This is a genomic window from Aeromicrobium sp. WCS2018Hpa-31 (assembly GCF_031843905.1).
In the GTDB taxonomy this organism is placed as follows: Bacteria; Actinomycetota; Actinomycetes; order Propionibacteriales; family Nocardioidaceae; genus Aeromicrobium.
Window position 1 is genome coordinate 176,129 of sequence record NZ_JAVTJF010000003.1, and the last position, 17,541, is coordinate 193,669.

Annotated in this window: 17 protein-coding genes; 10 read left to right on the top strand and 7 right to left on the bottom strand. The window is 71.6% G+C overall.

Annotated elements, in window-relative coordinates:
* Window positions 1-4: 4 nt before the first annotated feature.
* Together RQG84_RS04800 and RQG84_RS04805 are read right to left on the bottom strand one after the other, a co-directional pair.
* A complete protein-coding gene (locus RQG84_RS04800; RefSeq protein ID WP_311209089.1) occupies window positions 5-802 on the bottom strand; it encodes an enoyl-CoA hydratase/isomerase family protein in 798 nt (265 codons plus the stop codon).
* The gene (locus tag RQG84_RS04805; RefSeq protein WP_311209090.1) at window positions 799-921 is read right to left on the bottom strand and encodes a hypothetical protein; all 123 of its coding nucleotides are present in this window, start codon (window positions 919-921) and stop codon (window positions 799-801) included. The genes RQG84_RS04800 and RQG84_RS04805 overlap by 4 nt, the downstream gene beginning before the upstream one ends.
* A 115-nt stretch (window positions 922-1,036) precedes the next feature.
* On the opposite strand from RQG84_RS04805, the gene RQG84_RS04810 reads away from it, so the two are divergent.
* Both RQG84_RS04810 and RQG84_RS04815 read left to right on the top strand, forming a co-directional pair.
* Complete coding sequence (locus RQG84_RS04810; RefSeq protein WP_055966091.1) at window positions 1,037-1,561, top strand: peptidylprolyl isomerase; 525 nt, start codon at window positions 1,037-1,039, stop codon at window positions 1,559-1,561.
* A gap of 3 nt (window positions 1,562-1,564) precedes the next feature.
* Window positions 1,565-2,401, top strand: a complete 837-nt coding sequence (locus tag RQG84_RS04815) for a rhomboid family intramembrane serine protease (RefSeq protein ID WP_311209091.1) — start codon at window positions 1,565-1,567, stop codon at window positions 2,399-2,401.
* A gap of 66 nt (window positions 2,402-2,467) precedes the next feature.
* Here RQG84_RS04815 and RQG84_RS04820 read toward each other — a convergent pair whose 3' ends face one another.
* Window positions 2,468-6,055, bottom strand: coding sequence for a hypothetical protein (locus RQG84_RS04820; RefSeq protein ID WP_311209092.1), 3,588 nt, complete (start codon window positions 6,053-6,055; stop codon window positions 2,468-2,470).
* Window positions 6,056-6,417: 362 nt separating this feature from the next.
* Between RQG84_RS04820 and RQG84_RS04825 the strand changes: the two genes are divergently transcribed.
* The 4 genes from RQG84_RS04825 (at window position 6,418) to RQG84_RS04840 (ending at window position 9,271) form a co-directional block, all read left to right on the top strand.
* Window positions 6,418-7,239: an SDR family NAD(P)-dependent oxidoreductase gene (locus tag RQG84_RS04825; RefSeq protein WP_311209093.1), complete on the top strand. Its 822-nt coding sequence runs from the start codon at window positions 6,418-6,420 to the stop codon at window positions 7,237-7,239.
* Window position 7,240: 1 nt separating this feature from the next.
* A complete protein-coding gene (locus RQG84_RS04830; RefSeq protein ID WP_311209094.1) occupies window positions 7,241-7,999 on the top strand; it encodes an SDR family oxidoreductase in 759 nt (252 codons plus the stop codon).
* An 80-nt stretch (window positions 8,000-8,079) separates the two neighbouring features.
* Window positions 8,080-9,012, top strand: coding sequence for an SPFH domain-containing protein (locus RQG84_RS04835; protein WP_311209095.1), 933 nt, complete (start codon window positions 8,080-8,082; stop codon window positions 9,010-9,012).
* Window positions 9,013-9,070: 58 nt separating this feature from the next.
* The gene (locus RQG84_RS04840; protein ID WP_055962552.1) at window positions 9,071-9,271 is read left to right on the top strand and encodes a hypothetical protein; all 201 of its coding nucleotides are present in this window, start codon (window positions 9,071-9,073) and stop codon (window positions 9,269-9,271) included.
* Between the two features lie 18 nt (window positions 9,272-9,289).
* Here the strand turns inward: RQG84_RS04840 and RQG84_RS04845 are convergent, their stop codons facing one another.
* Window positions 9,290-10,204 (bottom strand): NAD-dependent epimerase/dehydratase family protein, encoded by a 915-nt coding sequence (locus RQG84_RS04845; RefSeq protein WP_311209096.1) that lies wholly within the window; start codon window positions 10,202-10,204, stop codon window positions 9,290-9,292.
* A 129-nt stretch (window positions 10,205-10,333) separates the two neighbouring features.
* Between RQG84_RS04845 and RQG84_RS04850 the strand changes: the two genes are divergently transcribed.
* The gene (locus RQG84_RS04850; protein ID WP_311209097.1) at window positions 10,334-11,020 is read left to right on the top strand and encodes a TetR/AcrR family transcriptional regulator; all 687 of its coding nucleotides are present in this window, start codon (window positions 10,334-10,336) and stop codon (window positions 11,018-11,020) included.
* On the opposite strand, the gene RQG84_RS04855 is transcribed toward RQG84_RS04850, so the two are convergent.
* Together RQG84_RS04855 and RQG84_RS04860 are read right to left on the bottom strand one after the other, a co-directional pair.
* The gene (locus RQG84_RS04855; RefSeq protein WP_311209098.1) at window positions 11,021-12,142 is read right to left on the bottom strand and encodes a homoserine O-acetyltransferase; all 1,122 of its coding nucleotides are present in this window, start codon (window positions 12,140-12,142) and stop codon (window positions 11,021-11,023) included.
* Window positions 12,139-13,428: a bifunctional o-acetylhomoserine/o-acetylserine sulfhydrylase gene (locus RQG84_RS04860; RefSeq protein WP_257728539.1), complete on the bottom strand. Its 1,290-nt coding sequence runs from the start codon at window positions 13,426-13,428 to the stop codon at window positions 12,139-12,141. Before RQG84_RS04860 ends, RQG84_RS04855 begins: the two co-directional genes overlap by 4 nt.
* A gap of 106 nt (window positions 13,429-13,534) precedes the next feature.
* On the opposite strand from RQG84_RS04860, the gene RQG84_RS04865 reads away from it, so the two are divergent.
* Entirely contained in the window at window positions 13,535-13,975 is a 441-nt protein-coding gene (locus tag RQG84_RS04865) for a GNAT family N-acetyltransferase (RefSeq protein WP_311209099.1), read from the top strand.
* 9 nt (window positions 13,976-13,984) lie between these two features.
* Here RQG84_RS04865 and RQG84_RS04870 read toward each other — a convergent pair whose 3' ends face one another.
* Window positions 13,985-15,304 carry an ATP-dependent 6-phosphofructokinase gene (locus RQG84_RS04870; protein WP_056574022.1) on the bottom strand — a complete coding sequence of 440 codons (1,320 nt, stop codon included), beginning with the start codon at window positions 15,302-15,304 and terminating at the stop codon, window positions 13,985-13,987.
* Window positions 15,305-15,490: 186 nt separating this feature from the next.
* On the opposite strand from RQG84_RS04870, the gene RQG84_RS04875 reads away from it, so the two are divergent.
* Both RQG84_RS04875 and RQG84_RS04880 read left to right on the top strand, forming a co-directional pair.
* Complete coding sequence (locus RQG84_RS04875; protein WP_311209100.1) at window positions 15,491-16,147, top strand: SIMPL domain-containing protein; 657 nt, start codon at window positions 15,491-15,493, stop codon at window positions 16,145-16,147.
* 106 nt (window positions 16,148-16,253) lie between these two features.
* Window positions 16,254-17,540 (top strand): alpha/beta hydrolase, encoded by a 1,287-nt coding sequence (locus RQG84_RS04880; protein WP_311209101.1) that lies wholly within the window; start codon window positions 16,254-16,256, stop codon window positions 17,538-17,540.
* The last annotated feature ends 1 nt before the right edge of the window (window position 17,541 follow it).

Sequence of the window (17,541 nt, forward strand, 5' to 3'; positions counted from 1 at the left end):
CGGCTCAGCGACCGGTGAAGGTCGCCTTGCCGGGGCCGTTCTCCAGGAACGAGGCCATCCCGTGCTGCAGGTCCTCGGTCTCGAACAGCTCCGAGGCGATGCGCGTGGTGGCCGCGACGGCACCGGGCACGCCCGACGACTCGTGCACCCGCAGGATCCGCTTGGCCGCGCCGAAGGCCTGGGTCGGGCCGACGGCCACCTGCCGCACCAGGTCGAGGACCGCGTCCTCGAAGCCCTCGACGGGCAGCACCCGGTTGACCACGTTCCAGCGCTCGAAGGTGGCGGCGTCGAAGAGCTCGCCGGTGAAGACGACCTCCTTCGCCCGGGCCACGCCGGCCCGCTGGGCCAGGCGCTGCGTGCCGCCCATGGTGGGGGTCAGGCCGATCACGCGCTCGACGAGCCCGAACTTCGCCTTCTCGCTGGCGAGGACGATGTCGCAGGCCAGCGCCACCTCGAGGGCCCACGTGAGGGTGAGGGCGTGCGCCGCGAAGAAGGTGGGCACGTCGAGGGCGGCGATCCGCTCGGGCAGCTCGAGCATCCGGTCGTAGAGCACCTTGGTGTCGGCCTGCGAGGTGCGGGCGTGGAACTGGGCCACGTCGACCCCGCCGGAGACGAGCTTGCCCTCGGCGCGCACCAGCAGCGCGCGCGGCGGGTCCGCCTCGACCTCGTCGAGCGCGACGTCGAACGCGTCGTGCAGCTCCAGGGAGTACAGGTTGACCGGCGGCGCGCTGAAGGTCAGGACGGCGATCCCGTCGACCCGGGTCACCTCCACCCGCAGGTCGGAGCCCGCGGCGGCGCTCATCGGGCGTCGCCGGCCGGGTCGTAGACCCCGCCCCGGTCGGCCGTCAGGTTGCGGGCGACCACGACGCCCGCCGCCAGGGCGAGCAGGACAAGGACCAGGCGCAGGGGGTGCTCTCGCATGGACTCACGGTAGCGCCAGGTCCGTCTCCCGCCGTGCGGAGCGTCGGCGTGGCTTGCTTGCCGGGGCGTGGAAGGATGGAAGGGTCCCGCCCCGCACGACCAAGTGAGGAACGACGTGTCTTCCCCCCTGAGCGCCACCTTCAAGACCAACCACGGCGACGTGGTCATCCGTCTGTTCCCCGACCACGCCCCCAAGACGGTGGAGAACTTCGTCGGTCTGGCCGAGGGCACCAAGGAGTGGCTCGACCCGGCCACCGGCCAGGTCGCCACCCGCCCGTTCTTCGACGGACTCACCTTCCACCGCATCATCAGCAACTTCATGATCCAGGGCGGCGACCCGCTCGGCACCGGCACCGGCGGTCCCGGTTACACGTTCGAGGACGAGTTCCACCCCGACCTGCGCTTCGACAAGCCCTACCTGCTCGCCATGGCCAACGCAGGGCCCGGCACCAACGGCTCGCAGTTCTTCATCACCGTGGTGCCCACCGACTGGCTCAACCGCAAGCACACGATCTTCGGCGAGGTCGACGGCGAGGCGAGCCAGAAGGTCATCGACGCCATCGTGGCCGTGCCGACCGACGGCTTCGACCGTCCGGTCGACCCCGTGGTGATCGAGAAGGTCACGATCGACCGCGGCTGACCCGTGGACGAACCGCGCGCCGACGGCGCGCAGCGGTGCTACCGGCATCCTGACCGCGAGGCCTACATCTCGTGCCAGCGGTGCGAGCGGCCGATCTGCCCCGACGACATGCGCGACGCGTCGGTCGGCTTCCAGTGCCCGGAGTGCGTGAACAAGGGCGCCAAGGCCGTCCGCGCTCCGCGCACCGTCGCCGGCGGCGCCGTGCAGGCGCGCGAGGGCATCGTCTCGATGACGCTCATCGTCGTCGACGTCACCCTGTACGTGCTGCAGATGGCCACCGGTGACCTGCGCAGCGAGCTGTACCAGCAGGGCACCATGTGGCCGTTCGGCGTGGCCGAGGGCCAGTACTGGCGGCTCCTGACCTCGGCGTTCCTGCACCTGTCGGTGCTGCACATCGCCTTCAACATGTACGCCTTGTACCTGTTCGGGCCGTTCGTGGAGCGTGCGCTCGGCACGGTGCGGTTCATCGCCGCGTACGTGACGACGGCGGTCGTCTCGGGCGTGTTCGTCATGTGGTTGTCGAACCCGCTCGGCGGCACCGCCGGCGCCTCGGGAGCGGTCTTCGGCCTCTTCGGCATGGCCCTGGTGCTGCTGCTCAAGGCCCGTCAGGACGTGCGTGGCCTGCTGGTGCTGCTGGCGATCAACGGAGCGATCAGCTTCACGGGCAACATCAGCTGGCAGGGTCACCTCGGTGGTCTCGTGGCGGGCTGCCTGCTCGGTCTCGTCTTCGCGTACGCCCCACGCGAACGCCGCACCCTCGTGCAGGTCCTCGCGTTCACCGGTCTCTGGGTGGCCGTGGTGGTCGCGGTCGCCCTGCGCACCGCGTCGCTCACGGGCTGAGCACCCGCACCACGACCACGCCCCCTGCCCGTGGGGGCGAGGGGGCGTGGTCGGCGTGGTGGTCGGTCAGCGCGGCGTGCGGTTCACGTTGCAGATCGCGTCACGCAGGTTGAGCGTGATCGGGATGCCGATCACCTCGACCCGGACCTGCAGCGCGGTGGCCGACACGCACCGGACGATGCCGGTGCCGCCCGTCGCTCGGACACCCGTCGTCTGGCCGAAGAGCTTCGTCGTCTCCAGGTCGGTCCTGGCGTCGACGGCCGAGAACCCGTTGCCCGGGGTGAAGGTCAGCCGTGCCGAGCCGAGCTCGGCCACGACGTTCCCGCCGCGGATCGGGTGCTCGCACCCTGCGGTCCCGCACTCGCCGCCGAACGACGTCGTGTTCAGGTAGACCGGTCCTCCGTCGTCGGCGTCGAGGTCACCGGTCAGGTCGAGCCGCTGCAGCCGCAGGCCGTTGGCCGACAGCCCACCGGCGGAGTCGACGAGGTCGAGCGTCGTGTACTCGCTCGCGTCGAACTGCACCGACCCGATGCCCGGGTCGTCGATCCCGGCGCCGGGCAGGCAGGCCTCGTCCTCGGCCATGCACACCCGCAGCCTCGCGGGCAGGGGTCCGGCGATGGAGCCGGAGAGCCCGCCGAGGTCGAAGGACAGACGGTTCGTGCTGGCGTCGGCCGCGTACTCGAGGCGGGTCGCCCCCTCGGCCTCCACCAGGCGCAGCGTCATGTTCGGCTGGAGGTGGTCGATCGTCGCCGTGACCGGGTCGCCCCCGTCGTCGAGCGAGATCTCGAAGACCCTCCCGGCGACGGTGTCGAGCAGGACGTCCGGCTGGTCGCCGAGCGAGGCCCTGATCGCCCGCAGCCCGCTCACCCGGGCAGCGAGCCGGGTGTCGTCCTCACGCTGGCGCAGCGCCAGGCCGTCCTTGTCGGCCGGCAGCTCCAGCGGCGTGCCGGAGTGCGCGTCGACCTCGACGAGGCCCACCGCCTTGCCGCCGGTGTCGAAGCTGACGCCGTCGTCACCGACCTCGACCGCGAGCAGCTCGGGCACGTCCGTCAGGCGCAGGTCCAGCTGGTCGGCGCCCAGGAGTCGACCGCTCTGGTCGGTGGCATCCACGGTCACCGACTCGATGGGGTCCGAACCTCGGACCGAGACGCCGCCGTCGTCGGAGAGCCCGAGCGTCAACGTGCGTGGGGCGTCCTCGATCCGGGCGTCGAGCGTCAGCGTCTCCTGCGTCACCAGGGCCCGCAGCGGTGTCGGCGCGATGGTCAGGCCGAGGGAGATCGTCTCCTGCAGGTCGATCGTCATCCCCTCGAACCCCGGCAGGCGGACCGCGACGGAGTCGTGACCGCCCTCGTCCACGAGGCGCAGGTAGCTGGGGTCGTCGAGCGTGACGATCTCGCCGCCGCGGCTGTAGCCCGCCGCGAACGTCCCGATCGGGCCGCTCGCCTCGAGACCGCCGGCGCCGTCGGCACCGAGGGTGAAGTCGATCGACGTCGGCACCTCCTGCAGGCTGAGGCGGACGTCCTGGGCCGTGCGGCCCTTCGCCAGGGTCTGCGCCCGCAGCGTGACGTCCTCGAGCTCGACGTCGCTGGTGACGGAGGCCTTCAGCCCCGTCTCCTCGGTGCCGGTGAGACCGACACCGACCTCGCCGTCGACCGAGCGGAAGGTCCCGTCGACGACCATGACCTCGTCACTGCCGCCGTCCTCGGTGAACTGGATCCCGATCTCCGTGGGCCGCTGCGTCGTGAACGTGCCGGCCACCTGCTGGGTGCCGCCGAGCGACAGTGCCAGGCGCGCCGCCTCGGGCGCGTGGTCGAAGCTGATGCCGAAGCGCTGCTCCCGGGGTGCGAGGTCCTGCGGCGCCTCGAGCGGGGCGTCGTCGAGCTCGACGTCGTCACCGGAGGCCACGGGCGTCTCGTCCGACGGCTCCGCCTGCTCGGGCACGATCGCACCGGTGACGGCCAGGGGAGCGGTGCCGCTCGAGGCGACCTCGAGCGCGGCGCCGCCCGGGGCCAGGACGACCGCGGCACGGAACTCGCGCGGGGCGTCGCTGGTGCGGGCGTCGAAGCCGAACCGGTAGCGGGTGGCGTCGCCGGGCAGTCCGACGACGGCCTGCAGGCTCAGGGGCAACGGCGTGCCCTCTGTGTCGGCACGCAGCGTCGTGATGACCGGCGTGGTGCCCTCGAGCGTCACGCGGGCGAGCACGTCGGGCTTGCCGTCGCCGGTGACGTCGAGGTACTGCGGGACGCCGATGACGGCGGCGAACTCGCGGGCCCGCTGGGTGCCGTCGGGCTGGGCGAGCACGGCCCGCCAGCGGAAGCGCGCCGCGTCGGCGAGGTCGGCCAGCGGGCTGCCGGCGGTGACGCCGTCGATCACGGCGTCGACCGTGTCGTCGAGCGGGTCACCGATCCGCCCGACCTCGTCCCCGAGGTCGCCCAGCTGCGCCGCGAGCTGCTCGAGCAGCGGGTCGACGGCTGCCCCGGAGTTCGGCAGGCTGCCGGTCAGTCCACCCACCGCGGTTCCGAGGTCGGCGACGATTCCGCCGAGCAGTCGGGTCAGACCGCCGATCAGGCCGTGCTCCTCGGCGGCGGGCTCCGCGGCCGCATCGCCGACGTAGAGCTTCACGTCGTCGCGGGACGGGCCCCAGATCTCGGTTCCCGCGAAGACGGCGGCGACGGGCTCGACCCGGCTCTGTCCCTCGACGGTGACGGTGCGCTGGGCCACGCCCTCGGCGTCGGTGGTGGCGTCGCTGGTGTCGTCCCCGATCGACAGAGCGACGGGGAGGTCGGTCACAGGCTCGCCGGCACGGGCGCTTCCAGGGGTGACGTCGGTCAGGACCGCGGCGAGCGTCGCCTTCCTGCCGGGCTGCACGCGGGTGGTGCCGTCGTAGCGGAGCGCGGTGCTGCGACGTGCGACGGTCGTGCTGGTGGAGCCGTCGAGGCCGAGGTAGGAGGCGTCGTCGGCCACCGAGGCGGAGACCTCGAGGGTGCCGCGCGGGAGGTCGGGCAGGTCCACGACCACGCTGCCGCGGCCCTGGGCGTCGGTCGTCACGGTCCGCTCGTCGTCGCCGACGGTCACCGTCACGCTGCGACCACCCAGCGCACGGTCGGTCACGCCGTTCGCCTGCACCGACGTCGTCACCGAGACGGCGAGGTCCTCGCCGCTCACCACGGAGGCGGGGGTGCTCACCCGCACCGCGGCGCGGTTGCGCAGGGTGACCACGAGGTTGGAGGCCTGCACCTCGCTCTGGGCCGTGCAGCCCAGGTTCGCGAAGCCGGAACGTCGCGAGTCGCGTGTCCACGACTGCACCCGGTAGCTGCCGAGCGGCTGGCCGAGCGTGTCCCAGGTGCTGCTGAGCGCCCCGGACCCGTTGCGCGACGCCGTGTGCACCACCTGGCCGTCGGCCACCCGCGTGACGCTCAGGCGGGAGGAGCTGCGGTCCTGGGCGATGCAGTTGTTGTCGCCGCCCCGCGCCTCGTTCACCGCGACGATCCCGGAGATCTCCTGACCCGCGGTCAGGCCGGAGACGGCAGCCTGTGCACCCAGCGTCGGGAGGACTCCGGCCAGCACGACGGCACTCGCGCCGAGGACACCGAGGCGCCGCCGACGCGCGCCTCGAAGCGGGTCGCGGTGGCGGGGGGAGGGGCGATGGGGCATCGGACGGCTCCTGTGCGGGACGTGAGAGGACTGTCAGATTCCTCCAACGTCGGCAAGGACTGGGGGTCACGGGCCATTTCCGGGGGGCTCCGACGGCTCTGGTGGGCGCGTCGTCGAACCGCTAGGTTGCGCCCCCGACGAGACCTGCGTCACGTCATCCGGAACGCTGCGGCACGAATGACACGCGTGTAGTTCTCCCCAGGTTTGCCCACACCTGTGAACAACATGGGTGTGATTCGTGCACAGGGCCGTCCACACCTGTGCACGAAGCCGCGGCACGTCCGTGGCCGGATGGTCGTCGAGCCGGTCGAGGGCGACCCGCGGGGCTGTCCCTCGATTTCGGATACCGTTAGTATCTGACCATGACGAACTTCGCTCCGGGCACTCGTGTGCTCGTCACCGGTGCCGCCTCCGGTCTCGGCCTCGCCCTCGTGACCCAGCTGGCCGAACGTGGCTGCCGGGTGCTCGCGACCGACGTGCACGCCGACGTCCCGGCTCCCGTGCAGGCCCTCGCCGAGGCCGGGCCCGGCACGGTGGAGTACCGCCGGCTCGACGTCACCTCCGACGTCGACTGGCAGACGGTCCGCGACCACGTCGTCGAGACCTGGGACGGCCTCGACGTGCTGTTCAACAACGCCGGCGTCGCCGCAGGTGGCCGCATCGAGCTGTCCGAGATGGACCAGTGGCAGTGGATCGTCGACATCAACCTGCTCGGCGTCGTGCGGGGCTGCCGCACCTTCGTGCCGGTCTTCAAGCAGCAGGGTGGACCCGCGACCATCGTCAACACCGCCTCGGCCGCCGGACTGATCCACCCGCCGCGCATGAGCGAGTACAACGCGGTCAAGGCGGGGGTCGTGGCCCTCAGCGAGACGCTGTTCCACGAGCTCAAGCCGTACGGGATCGCCGTGAGCGTGGTCTGCCCGACCTTCTTCAAGACCAACCTGACCGCCTCCATGCGCGGCAAGGACGAGTCGGCGCAGGCCTCTGCGGCCAAGCTGATCGACGGCTCGAAGCGCACCGCGGCCGACATCGCCACGGTCGTGCTGGCCGACGTGGAGAAGGGTCGCCACATCGTGCTGACCGACCGGGAGGGCAGGATCGCGTACACCGCGAAGCGCTTCCTGCGTCCGCTGTACTACCGCGAGATGGCCAAGGCGGCCACCCGCATGGCTCGGAAGGACTGACGTGCGCACCAACGTCCTCATCACCGGGGCCAGCTCGGGCCTCGGCGCCGAGATGGCCCGCCAGCTTGCCGCCCAGGGCCACAACCTCGCCCTGACCGCGCGGCGCGTGGACCGCCTCGAGGCCCTCGCCGCCGAGATCACTGCGGCGCACCCGGAGGTGCAGGTGGTCGTGCACGCGCTCGACGTGAACGACCACGACCAGGTCTTCGCCGTCTTCAAGGCCGCCATCGGCGACCTGGGCGGGCTCGATCGGGTGATCGTCAACGCGGGCCTCGGCAAGGGCGGCCGCATCGGCACCGGGATGTTCGCGGCCAACAAGGAGACCGCCGAGACGAACTTCATCGCCGCGATGGCCCAGTGCGAGGCCGCGATGGAGCACTTCTACGAGCGCAAGGCCGGCCACCTGGTGGTCATCTCGTCGATGTCGGCCATGCGCGGCATGCCGTCGTCGATGACCTCCTACGCCGCCACGAAGGCCGGCATCGCGCACCTCGCCGAGGGGATCCGCATGGACCTCGTGGGGCGCAAGGGTGTCGACATCGCCGTGACCACGCTGTTCCCCGGCTACATCGCCTCGGAGATGAACGAGCAGGTCGAGCAGGAGCAGAGGCTCATGGTCGACACCGAGACGGGTGTGCGCTCGATGGTCAAGGCCATCCAGAAGGAGGTCGACACCGCGGCCACGCCGGGCTGGCCCTGGGCGGCGGTCGGCCAGGTCATGAAGCACGCTCCGCGCGGGATCGTGCGCAAGCTGGTCTGACGGGGTTGGGGCCACGGCCGATAATGTGATATCACTTTCATAGCACTCCGGACGACCCGGGGAGCTGGGAGGAGAGCATCATGAGCGCACCCGTCGTCCCCGAGCCCGCCTCGGCCGTCGAGACGCCGCTGGCCGACGAGAAGCCGACCATCGCCGAGCGCGAGGCCTGGAGCACCGGGGGAGCCACGATCGCCATCGCGTCGATCGTCGGGTTCCTCGCCGGCGTCGGCCTGGTGGTGCTCGCAGCGGTGCAGGAGTCCATCCCGCTGATCGTCGTCGGCGTGCTGATCGCCCTCGTCGCGTTCGCGGCGTCCTGCGGGCTCACGCTCGTGGCGCCCAACGAGGCGCGCGTGCTGCAGATCCTGGGCGGCTCCTACACCGGCACCGTCCGCACGGAGGGCCTGCGCTGGGTGAACCCGCTGACCGGCCGCACCAAGATCTCCACCCGCATCCGCAACCACGAGACGGGCACGGCCAAGGTGAACGACGCCGACGGCAACCCGATCGAGATCTCGGCGATCGTCGTGTGGCGGGTCGAGGACACCGCGCGCGCCAGCTTCGAGGTCGACGACTTCGTGGAGTTCGTGGCCATCCAGACCGAGGCGGCCGTGCGCCACATCGCCGGCAGCTATCCCTACGACGCCGCCGGTCGACTGTCGCTGCGCGAGAACGCCGACGAGATCACCGGCCGGCTGTCCGAGGAGGTCGACGAGCGGGTCCGGTCCGCCGGCGTCCGGATCGTGGAGTCGCGGATCAACCGTCTGTCCTACGCCCCCGAGATCGCCCAGGCGATGCTGCGTCGTCAGCAGGCCGGCGCCATCGTGGCCGCGCGACAGGAGATCGTCGAGGGTGCCGTGGGCATGGTCGAGTCCGCGCTGGAGCGGCTCGAGTCCAAGGACTTCGTGCAGCTCGACGAGGAGCGCAAGGCCGCCATGGTGAGCAACCTGCTCGTCGTGCTGTGCGGCGACCGCGACGCCCAGCCCGTGGTCAACACCGGTTCGCTGTACTCCTGAGAGGGTGACCTCGACCATGTCCGCGATCCCGTGAGCCCGACCCCGTGAGCCCCACCTCGTGAGTACCGAGCGCAAGAAGCTGCTGCTGCGGCTGGACCCGCAGGTCCACGACGCCCTCGCCCGCTGGGCGTCGGACGACCTGCGGAGCACGAACGCGCAGATCGAGTACCTGCTGCGCGGGGCGCTGAAGGACGCCGGGCGGATGCCGAAGGGTGCCGCGGCCCCGCGCCGTCCCGGCCGTCCGCCGAAGGACGACTGACGTCCTTCCGACACGGGGTCACGGCACAGCGACGGACGCGCCGACGGCGGCCTCGAGGGGAGTCGCGGCGATGCCGAGCCGCTCGACGCTCGTCTGCTCGTCGACGAGCAGCGGCTCGGTGAAGAGGTAGGACATCGCGGCCATGGCCCGCATGTCCGCGCTGACCGGGGCCAGGGCCTTCAGCACCCAGGCGGGGACGGGCCGCACGCGGGCCGACGTGTGCCCAGCCGCGACGGCGTACGCCGTGGCCAGCTCACGCTGGGTGGCGTGGACGACGGGGGCGAGGACGACCCGGTCGGGCGCGGCCGGCAGCTCGGTGGCGGCGATCATCGCCGACGCCAGGTCGGGCAGGTAGGTCCACGCGTGGGGGAGGTCGACGCGACCGAGCGGGCGGACCGTGCGTCCTTCCGCCGCCGGCTCCCTCATGCGGTCGCCGCCGTGCGCCATGGACGCCCCCGGACCGTAGAAGTCCGATGCCACCACGCTCGTGGTCCGAGCCGGTGACGCTGCGCGACGCGCGAGCAGCTCGGCGCGGATGCGTCCCATCGCGGATCGGGGCGCGATGCGGAGATCGTCGCCGAGGACGCCCGACGTGTCGAAGGCGTACACGCTCTCCGGGTACACGACGTACACGACGTGCACGCCGTGCCGCGCCGCTGCGGCAAGGACGCCGGCCTCCAAGGGGTACAGCTCGCGCTCCCACACGTCGGGCCGGTACGCCGAGGCGTGCAGGCACAGGTGCACGACGTCGACGTCGGCGAACGCGCGGTCGAGGTCGGCGGGATCGGTGGCGTCGAGCCGGACGCGTTCGACGAGCGGGTGCTCGGGGCCGGACCCGGAACGGGTGCCGACGCGGACGGACTCGCCGCGACGGGCGAGCTGAAGAGCGACGTGGGGGCCGACCTGGCCGGCTCCGATGACGAGGGTGCACATGATGTCTCCTGTTTGTCCAAAACGAGAGCAGTGCTCTCTGTTGTGTTCACAGTGCGCCCCGCGCCGCGGGATGTCAAGAGCACTGCTCGCGTTGTCGACATTGTGCTATCCACGACATAGGGTGGACGGGTGCCCACTCCCCGCGAGCTCGCCCGCGAGCAGACCCTGCGCGACATCGTCCGGATCGGCCGCGAGCAGCTCTCGCACGTCACCCCGGCCGAGCTCTCGCTGCGGGCCGTCGCCCGCGAGCTCGGCATGGTGTCGTCGGCGGTCTACCGCTACGTGAAGGACCGCGACGCGCTGCTCACGTTGCTCATCGTCGACGCCTACGACGAGCTCGGGTCCGAGGTGGAGGACGCGGTCTCGGCGGCCGCGCGCCGCACCGGGACCGGTCAGCTGCAGGCAGCGGCCCAGGCCATGCGCACCTGGGGTCGGCGTGAGCCCTCCCGCTTCGCGCTGCTCTACGGCACGCCGGTCCCCGGCTACGCGGCCCCGGCGACCGTGACGAACGAGCCGGGCACCCGCGTGGTGGTCGCCCTGGCGGGCGTCCTCGAGCGGGCGCACCTCGCCGGACGGCTTCGTGAGGTTCCGGGACCGTTGCCGCGATCGGTCCGCACCGACCTGGAGTCGATCAGGGCCGAGTACGGGCTGACGCTGCCCGCGACCAACCTGGCGCGGGGGATGGGCCTGTGGTCAGCCGTCGTCGGAGCCGTGGCGTTCGACGTCTTCGGCCAGTACGGACCCGACACCCTGACCGACACCGCCGCCTTCCTCGACGTCCACGTGGCGGCGCTGGCCGAGACCGTCGGCCTCTAGTCACCGGGCGAGGAGGGCTGCGGCGAGGGCGCCGACCTGGTCGAACTCCACCAGGAAGCCGTCGTGTCCGTGCAGCGACGTGACGACGTCGAGTCCGTCGGCACCGGGGATCAGGTCGGCCAGCTCCTGCTGCTGATGGATCGGGTACAGCCGGTCGGTGTCGATCCCGGCCACCACGGTGCGGGCGGTGATGCGCGCCAGGGCGGCCGCCACCCCGCCACGGTCACGGCCGACGTCGTGGCTGTCCATCGCGCGGGTGAGCACCAGGTAGGAGTTGGCGTCGAAGCGCCGGACGAGCTTGACGCCGTGGTGCTCCAGGTACGACGCGACGGCGAACCGGCCGTCGTCCTGGACCGTCCGTCCGAACCGCTCCTGCAGCTCGGCCTCGCTGCGGTAGGCGACGTGCGCGATGCGGCGGGCCACGTCGAGGCCGGCGGTCGGACCCAGGGGAGCGCCGTAGTAGTCGCCGTCGTGGAAGTGCGCGTCGGCGGTGATGGCCGCCTGCTGCGTCGACGACAGGGCGATCTGCTCCGCCGACGCCTGCGCCGACGTCGCCAGCAGGAACAGCCGCTCCACGCGCTGCGGATGCGTGACGGCCCACTCCAGGGCTCGCATGCCACCGGCGGAGCCACCGATGACCGCGTACCAGCGGTCGATCCCGAGCCGGTCGGCGAACGCGACCTCGGCCGCCACCTGGTCGCGGACGGTGAGGTCGGGGAAGCTGCCGCCCCAGGGCTCGCCGTCGGCGGGTGCCGCCGAGGACGGGCCCGACGACCCTTGGCAGCCGCCGAGGATGTTCGCCGCCACCACGTAGTAGCGGTCGGTGTCGATCGGGCGGCCAGGGCCCACGAGCGTGTCCCACCAGCCCGGGCTCGCGTGCCCGTCGCCGACGGGACCGACCACGTGGCTGTCGCCGGTCAGGGCGTGCAGCACCAGCACGGCGTTGTCGCCCGTGAACGTGCCCCACGACTCGTACGCGAGCCGGACGTCGGGCAGCACGGCGCCGGACTCGAGCGTCAGGTCGCCGACGTCGACGAACTGTCGGGAACCGACAGGATCTCCCTCACGCCACGCGCCGGTGACGGAAGGGAGATCCTGGTCGGTCAGGTGAGGTGAGGTCACTTGGCCGCGCGCAGTCCCGCCTCGAGGTCGGCGAGGATGTCGTCGATCCCCTCGATGCCGACGGCCAGACGCACCAGGCCCGGGGTGACGCCGGTGGCGGCGTGCTCCTCCGGGGTGCCCTGCGAGTGCGTGGTGCTGGCCGGGTGGATGGCGAGCGAGCGGACGTCACCGATGTTCGCCACGTGGCTGAACAGCTCGAGCGAGTCGATGAACCGGCGCCCGGCGTCCACGCCGCCCGGCAGCTCGAACGTCAGCACCGCACCGGAGCCTCGGGGCGTGTACTTGTCGGCCAGCTCCTTGTAGGGGTTGCCGTCGAGCGAGGCCCAGGTGACCTTCGAGACGTCCTCGCGGGCGGTCAGCCACTCGGCGACCTTGCGGGTGTTCTCGATGTGGCGCTCCATCCGCAGGCTCAGGGTCTCGAGGCCCTGGGCGATGAGGAAGGCGTTGAACGGCGAGAGGGCAGCGCCGACGTTGCGCAGGTACTGCACGCGCAGCTTGGCGATGTAGGCCGCCGGGCCGAGGGCCTCGGCGAACACGAGACCGTGGTAGCTGGGATCGGCGGTCGTGAAGCCGGGGAACTTGTCGCCGTGGGCGGCGTAGTCGAACGTGCCGCCGTCGATGACGACGCCGGCGATCGTGGTGCCGTGGCCGCCGATGTACTTGGTGGCCGAGTGCACGACCGTGTCGACACCGTGCTTGAGCGGGTTGAGCAGGAACGGCGTGGCCACGGTGTTGTCGACGATGAACGGGACGCCGACCTCCTTGGCGACCGCGCTGATCGCCTCGAGGTCGAGGATGTCGCCCTTCGGGTTGCCGATGGTCTCGCCGAAGAACGCCTTGGTGTTCTCCTGCGCGGCGGCCCGCCAGGCGGCGGGGTCGTTGTTGTCCTCGACGAAGGTCACCTGGATGCCGAGCTTCGGGAAGGTGTGGCGCAGCAGCGAGTCGGTTCCGCCGTAGAGGCTGGCGGAGGCCACGATGTGGTCACCGGCCTCGGCCACGTTGGTGAGGGCGCCGGTGGTGGCGGCCTGGCCCGACGCGAACAGAAGGGCTCCGACGCCGCCCTCCAGGGCCGCGAGACGCTCCTCGACGACGCCCTGGGTGGGGTTCATGATGCGCGTGTAGATGTTGCCCGGCTCGGCCAGCGCGAACAGGTCGGCGGCGTGCTGGGTGTCACGGAACTGGTACGACGTCGTCTGGTAGATCGGCAGGGCCCGCGCACCGGTGGTGGGGTCGGGCGTCTGGCCTGCGTGGATCTGCTTGGTCTCGAACGACCACTGATCGCTCATGGGATCTCCTGAGGTGGGGCGCGGGGTGTCGATGGACCTCCACGGTGACAGGTCCTCCAAGGGATGAGAAGAGGTCTCACCATCCGGACCGTGCGACGATCGGGGCATGGAGCTGCGCCCCGCCGTCCCCGGCGACGAGGGTCTGCTGGCCTCGGTCGAGCAGGCGGCGAACACCGACGCCCTGGCCCACGTGTTCGACGGCCCGTACCCGTGGACCGAAGTGCGCGACCGCTGGGTCGAGGTGCTCGCCGACACTGCCGTCCGCGCATGGCTCGTGGTGGTCGACCAGGTGGCGGTGGGCTACCTGGCGCACGACACGACCACGCTGCGCCACATCGGCGTCGTGGCCCGCCACCGCGGCACCGGCCTGGCCGCCGAGGTGCTCGCGTCGGTGCCGGAGTCGGTGGACCGGCTCTGGGTCCTGGAGGCCAACACCCGAGCCCGCCGCTTCTACGAGCGGCACGGCTGGCGCCCCGACGGCCGATCGCAGCCCTGCGAGTTCGAGCCGTTCCCCACGGAGATCGGCTACACCCGCGCCTCGTGCTGAGTCGTCGACTCAGCGCATGTCGAACGGCTGCGCGGTGGACTCGAGCACGCTCAGCCAGAGATCGCCGTCGGGCGAGACGTGGTGGGGCCGGTGCGTCACGTAGGGGATGGGCACGTGCACGAAACGGTGCCGACGTCGCCCGACGACCATGTCGGTGCGACCGGCCATCGCCGCGTGCACGGCGGTCTGCGCCAGGCGGGAGCAGTACACGGAGTCAGCCGGCTCGGCCGGGACCGAGCGGATGAAGTAGCCGGGGTCGAAGTAGCGGAACAGCACCTCGGCGCCCCGCGACGAGAAGTCGTCGGTGATCCGCTCGCGCAGCAGACGACCGATGTCGGCCAGGCGGGCGTTGCCCGAGGCGTCGGTCTCGTCGTGGCTGGGCAGGTGTTCCTGGCCGGCACCCTCGGCCACCACCAGCACGGCGTGACCCTGGGCCTGCACCTTGCGCCGCACGTGCTCGAGCAGCCCGTTGTCACCCTCGAGCTCGAACGGCACCTCGGGGATGAGGACGAAGTCGGCGTCGTGACCGGCGAGCGCCGAGTAGCACGCGATGAAGCCGGCGTGGCGGCCCATCACCTTCACCAGGCCGACGCCGTTGAGCGAGGCCTCGGCCTCGATCTTGGCGGCCTTGATCGACTGCGCGGCCCGCGAGTAGGCGGTCTGGAAGCCGAAGCTCTGGCCGATGTGCGGGATGTCGTTGTCGATCGTCTTGGGCACGCCGACGACCGCGATCTGCGCGCCGCGCGCGAGGGCCTCCTCGGCGATGCGGTGGGCGCCGCGCATCGAGCCGTCGCCCCCGATGACGAACAGGATGTCGATGTCGCGCAGCTGGAGCGTGTCGACGACGGTCTTCACGTCCTGTGCACCGCGCGACGAGCCGAGCACCGTGCCACCACGCTCGTGGATGTTGGCGACGAACCCGGGGGTGAGCTGCACCGGCTCGAGCAGGTTCTCGGGCACGAGGCCGGCGTAGCCGTTGCGGAAGCCGATCACGTCGTTGACGCCGTAGTGCTCGTGCAGCTCCATGACGAGGGCCCGGATCACGTCGTTGAGCCCTGGGCACAGGCCACCGCAGGTGACGATGCCGACCCGCACGGTGGCGGGGTCGAAGAAGAGCTTGTCCCGGGGGCCACCGGTCTCGAAGGAGGGCAGCTCCTCGAGCGGGAGGCCGCGTTGCTGGATCAACGAGATGGTGTCGTCGAAGAGGATCCGGTCGTCCTCGCCCACGTAGTACTCGTTGGTCGCGCGCCCACCCACGTACTGGGCGAGGGGCGAAGGAACGGTGGTCGGGCCGAGGGTTCGGACCTGCAGCTCGGCGAGGGTCACCATGGCTCCATCCTAGGGTGAGGGAACCCTCGGGTTCGCCAGCGCGGCCCCCGTGAGGACGGGCCGATCGGCCTGCGCGACGCGGCACGCGTCAGAGTTCGGGCGGTCGTGCCTCTTCCGAAGGAGAAGGCCGCCGTCCGGTCTCGGCGAAAGGACGCGCAGGCACCACCAGAACGGCACGATGGGGGAATGGGTGTGCAGATCACGGTCCGAGGCTCCGCCGAGGGGCGATTCCCGGCCGAGCGCGCCCTCGTGCGGCTCGAGGTCGTGGTCGAGGGTGCCGACCGCCAGGACGTGCGCGACCGCGCCGTGGCGCTGCAGGAGCCGCTGCGCTCGCAGCTCGGCGAGCTCGTGAGCCTCGGTGCCGTGCGGACGTGGTCGAGCGACCAGGTGCGGGTGTTCAGCCGGCACCCGTGGGTCGACGACCGTCGCTCCGACGACCTGGTGCACAGCGCCCAGGTGCAGGTGCTCGCCGAGTTCGTCGACTTCGAGCGGCTCAGCGGCTTCGTCGACCACTGGTCGGGCCAGGCCGGGGTCGAGGTCCAGGGCCTCGAGTGGGACCTCGGGGTCAAGAGTCGACGGGTCCACGAGGCCGAGGTGCGCAAGGCGGCGGTCGACGACGCCGTCACGAAGGCCCAGTCCTACGCCGACGCGGTGCGACGGGGCCGGGTGACCGCGCTCGAGCTGGCCGACCCCGGCATGCTCGACCGGCCCGGCGATCCCGGGCACGGCGAGCCCCGTGCCTTCGCCCTGGCCTCGGCCGACGCAGGCGGTGCCGCACTCGACCTCGTGCCGGCCGACATCGTGATCCGTGTGGAGGTCGACGCCCGCTTCCAGGCGGAGTGATCTCCTCGCCCGGCTCGGCGTGCACGTGCGCTGACCTGCGCAAACATCCCGTCCGGGTGTGACGGGGCTCCTGGCCGCGAACCCATACCGGGAGTACGGTGGAGGCATGTCCCTGCGTTCGTTGGCACGTCGCCTGCGCGACCTGCTCCTGCCCGGCGGCTCGTCGCCGACCGCTGACGAGACCACCCGGACCCGTCCGCTGCCGCCGGTCGTGGCGGTCGCCGAACGAGCGAGGAACGTGCTTCCGCTCGGCTCCCGTCCCATGCGCGTGGTCTACGACGAGGCCGTGGTGCACGAGTCGGTCAGCCTCAAGAGCCGGTTCCTGGGCCGCACCGCACGGCTCGTCTTCAAGCCGCTCCTGCGGCTGGCACCCCTCAACGACCGCACCCTCACCACCCTGCGCTCCCTCGACCGGTTGTCGGCCCGCGGCCCGCGCTCGCGCTACGTGGAGCCCGTCTCGTTCGAGCTGGGTGGCGTGCACGTGGAGTCCATGACGCACCGCTACGGGCCGGAGAGCGAGATGACCGTGCTCTACCTGCACGGCGGCGGGTTCTTCTCGTGCGGCATCGAGACCCACCGGCGGATCTGCGAGCGGCTCGCGCTCTACACCGGTGCCACCGTGATCTCCGTCGAGTACGTGCAGCTGCCCGAGGGGTCGGTGGCCGACTCGGTGAACGACGCCATCACCGCCTACGAGGCGCTCGTCGAGATGAGCGACCGCCCCGACAAGATCGTCGTCGCGGGCGACTCCGCCGGTGGCTACCTGACCATGAAGATCGCCGAGCTGGCCCACCGCCGTGGTCTGCCGGCTCCCGCGGCGCTGCTCACCTTCTCGCCGCTGCTGAGCCTCGACCCCGACCGCATCGACAAGGAGGGCGTCGCCCGGGTCTCCCGCGTGCGCGACGCCTACCTGCCGATCGGTCGCGTGGCGCTCATCCGCAAGCGGTGGGTCCCCGAAGGCGCGGTCATCGAGGGCGAGGTGTCGCCGCTCGACGCCGTCGACCACATCAGCTCGCCCGCCTTCTTCGTGGCGGTCGAGGACGAGATGCTGCGGCCCGAGGTGGAGGCCATGGCGCTGATGCTCTCCGAGCGCGGCGTCGAGGTCGAGACGCACCTGTGGCGTGGTCAGGTGCACGCGTTCCCGGTCCTGGCCGACACCCTGCCCGAGAGCCGGCAGGCCCTGCGGCTCGCCGCCGACTTCGCCCGGCGCGCGGTCGGGGAGGCCTCGACCACCGAGCACGAGGCCGATCCGACCCAGCACGACGACCCGCAGCACGAGGAGACGATCTCCGGCGAGGTCGTCGACGAGCGGTCCGCACCGCAGGACGACGACGTCCTCGACGGCGAGCTGGTCGGCGGAGGTCGGCGGCGCTGGTTCTTCCAGCCCGGCTGAC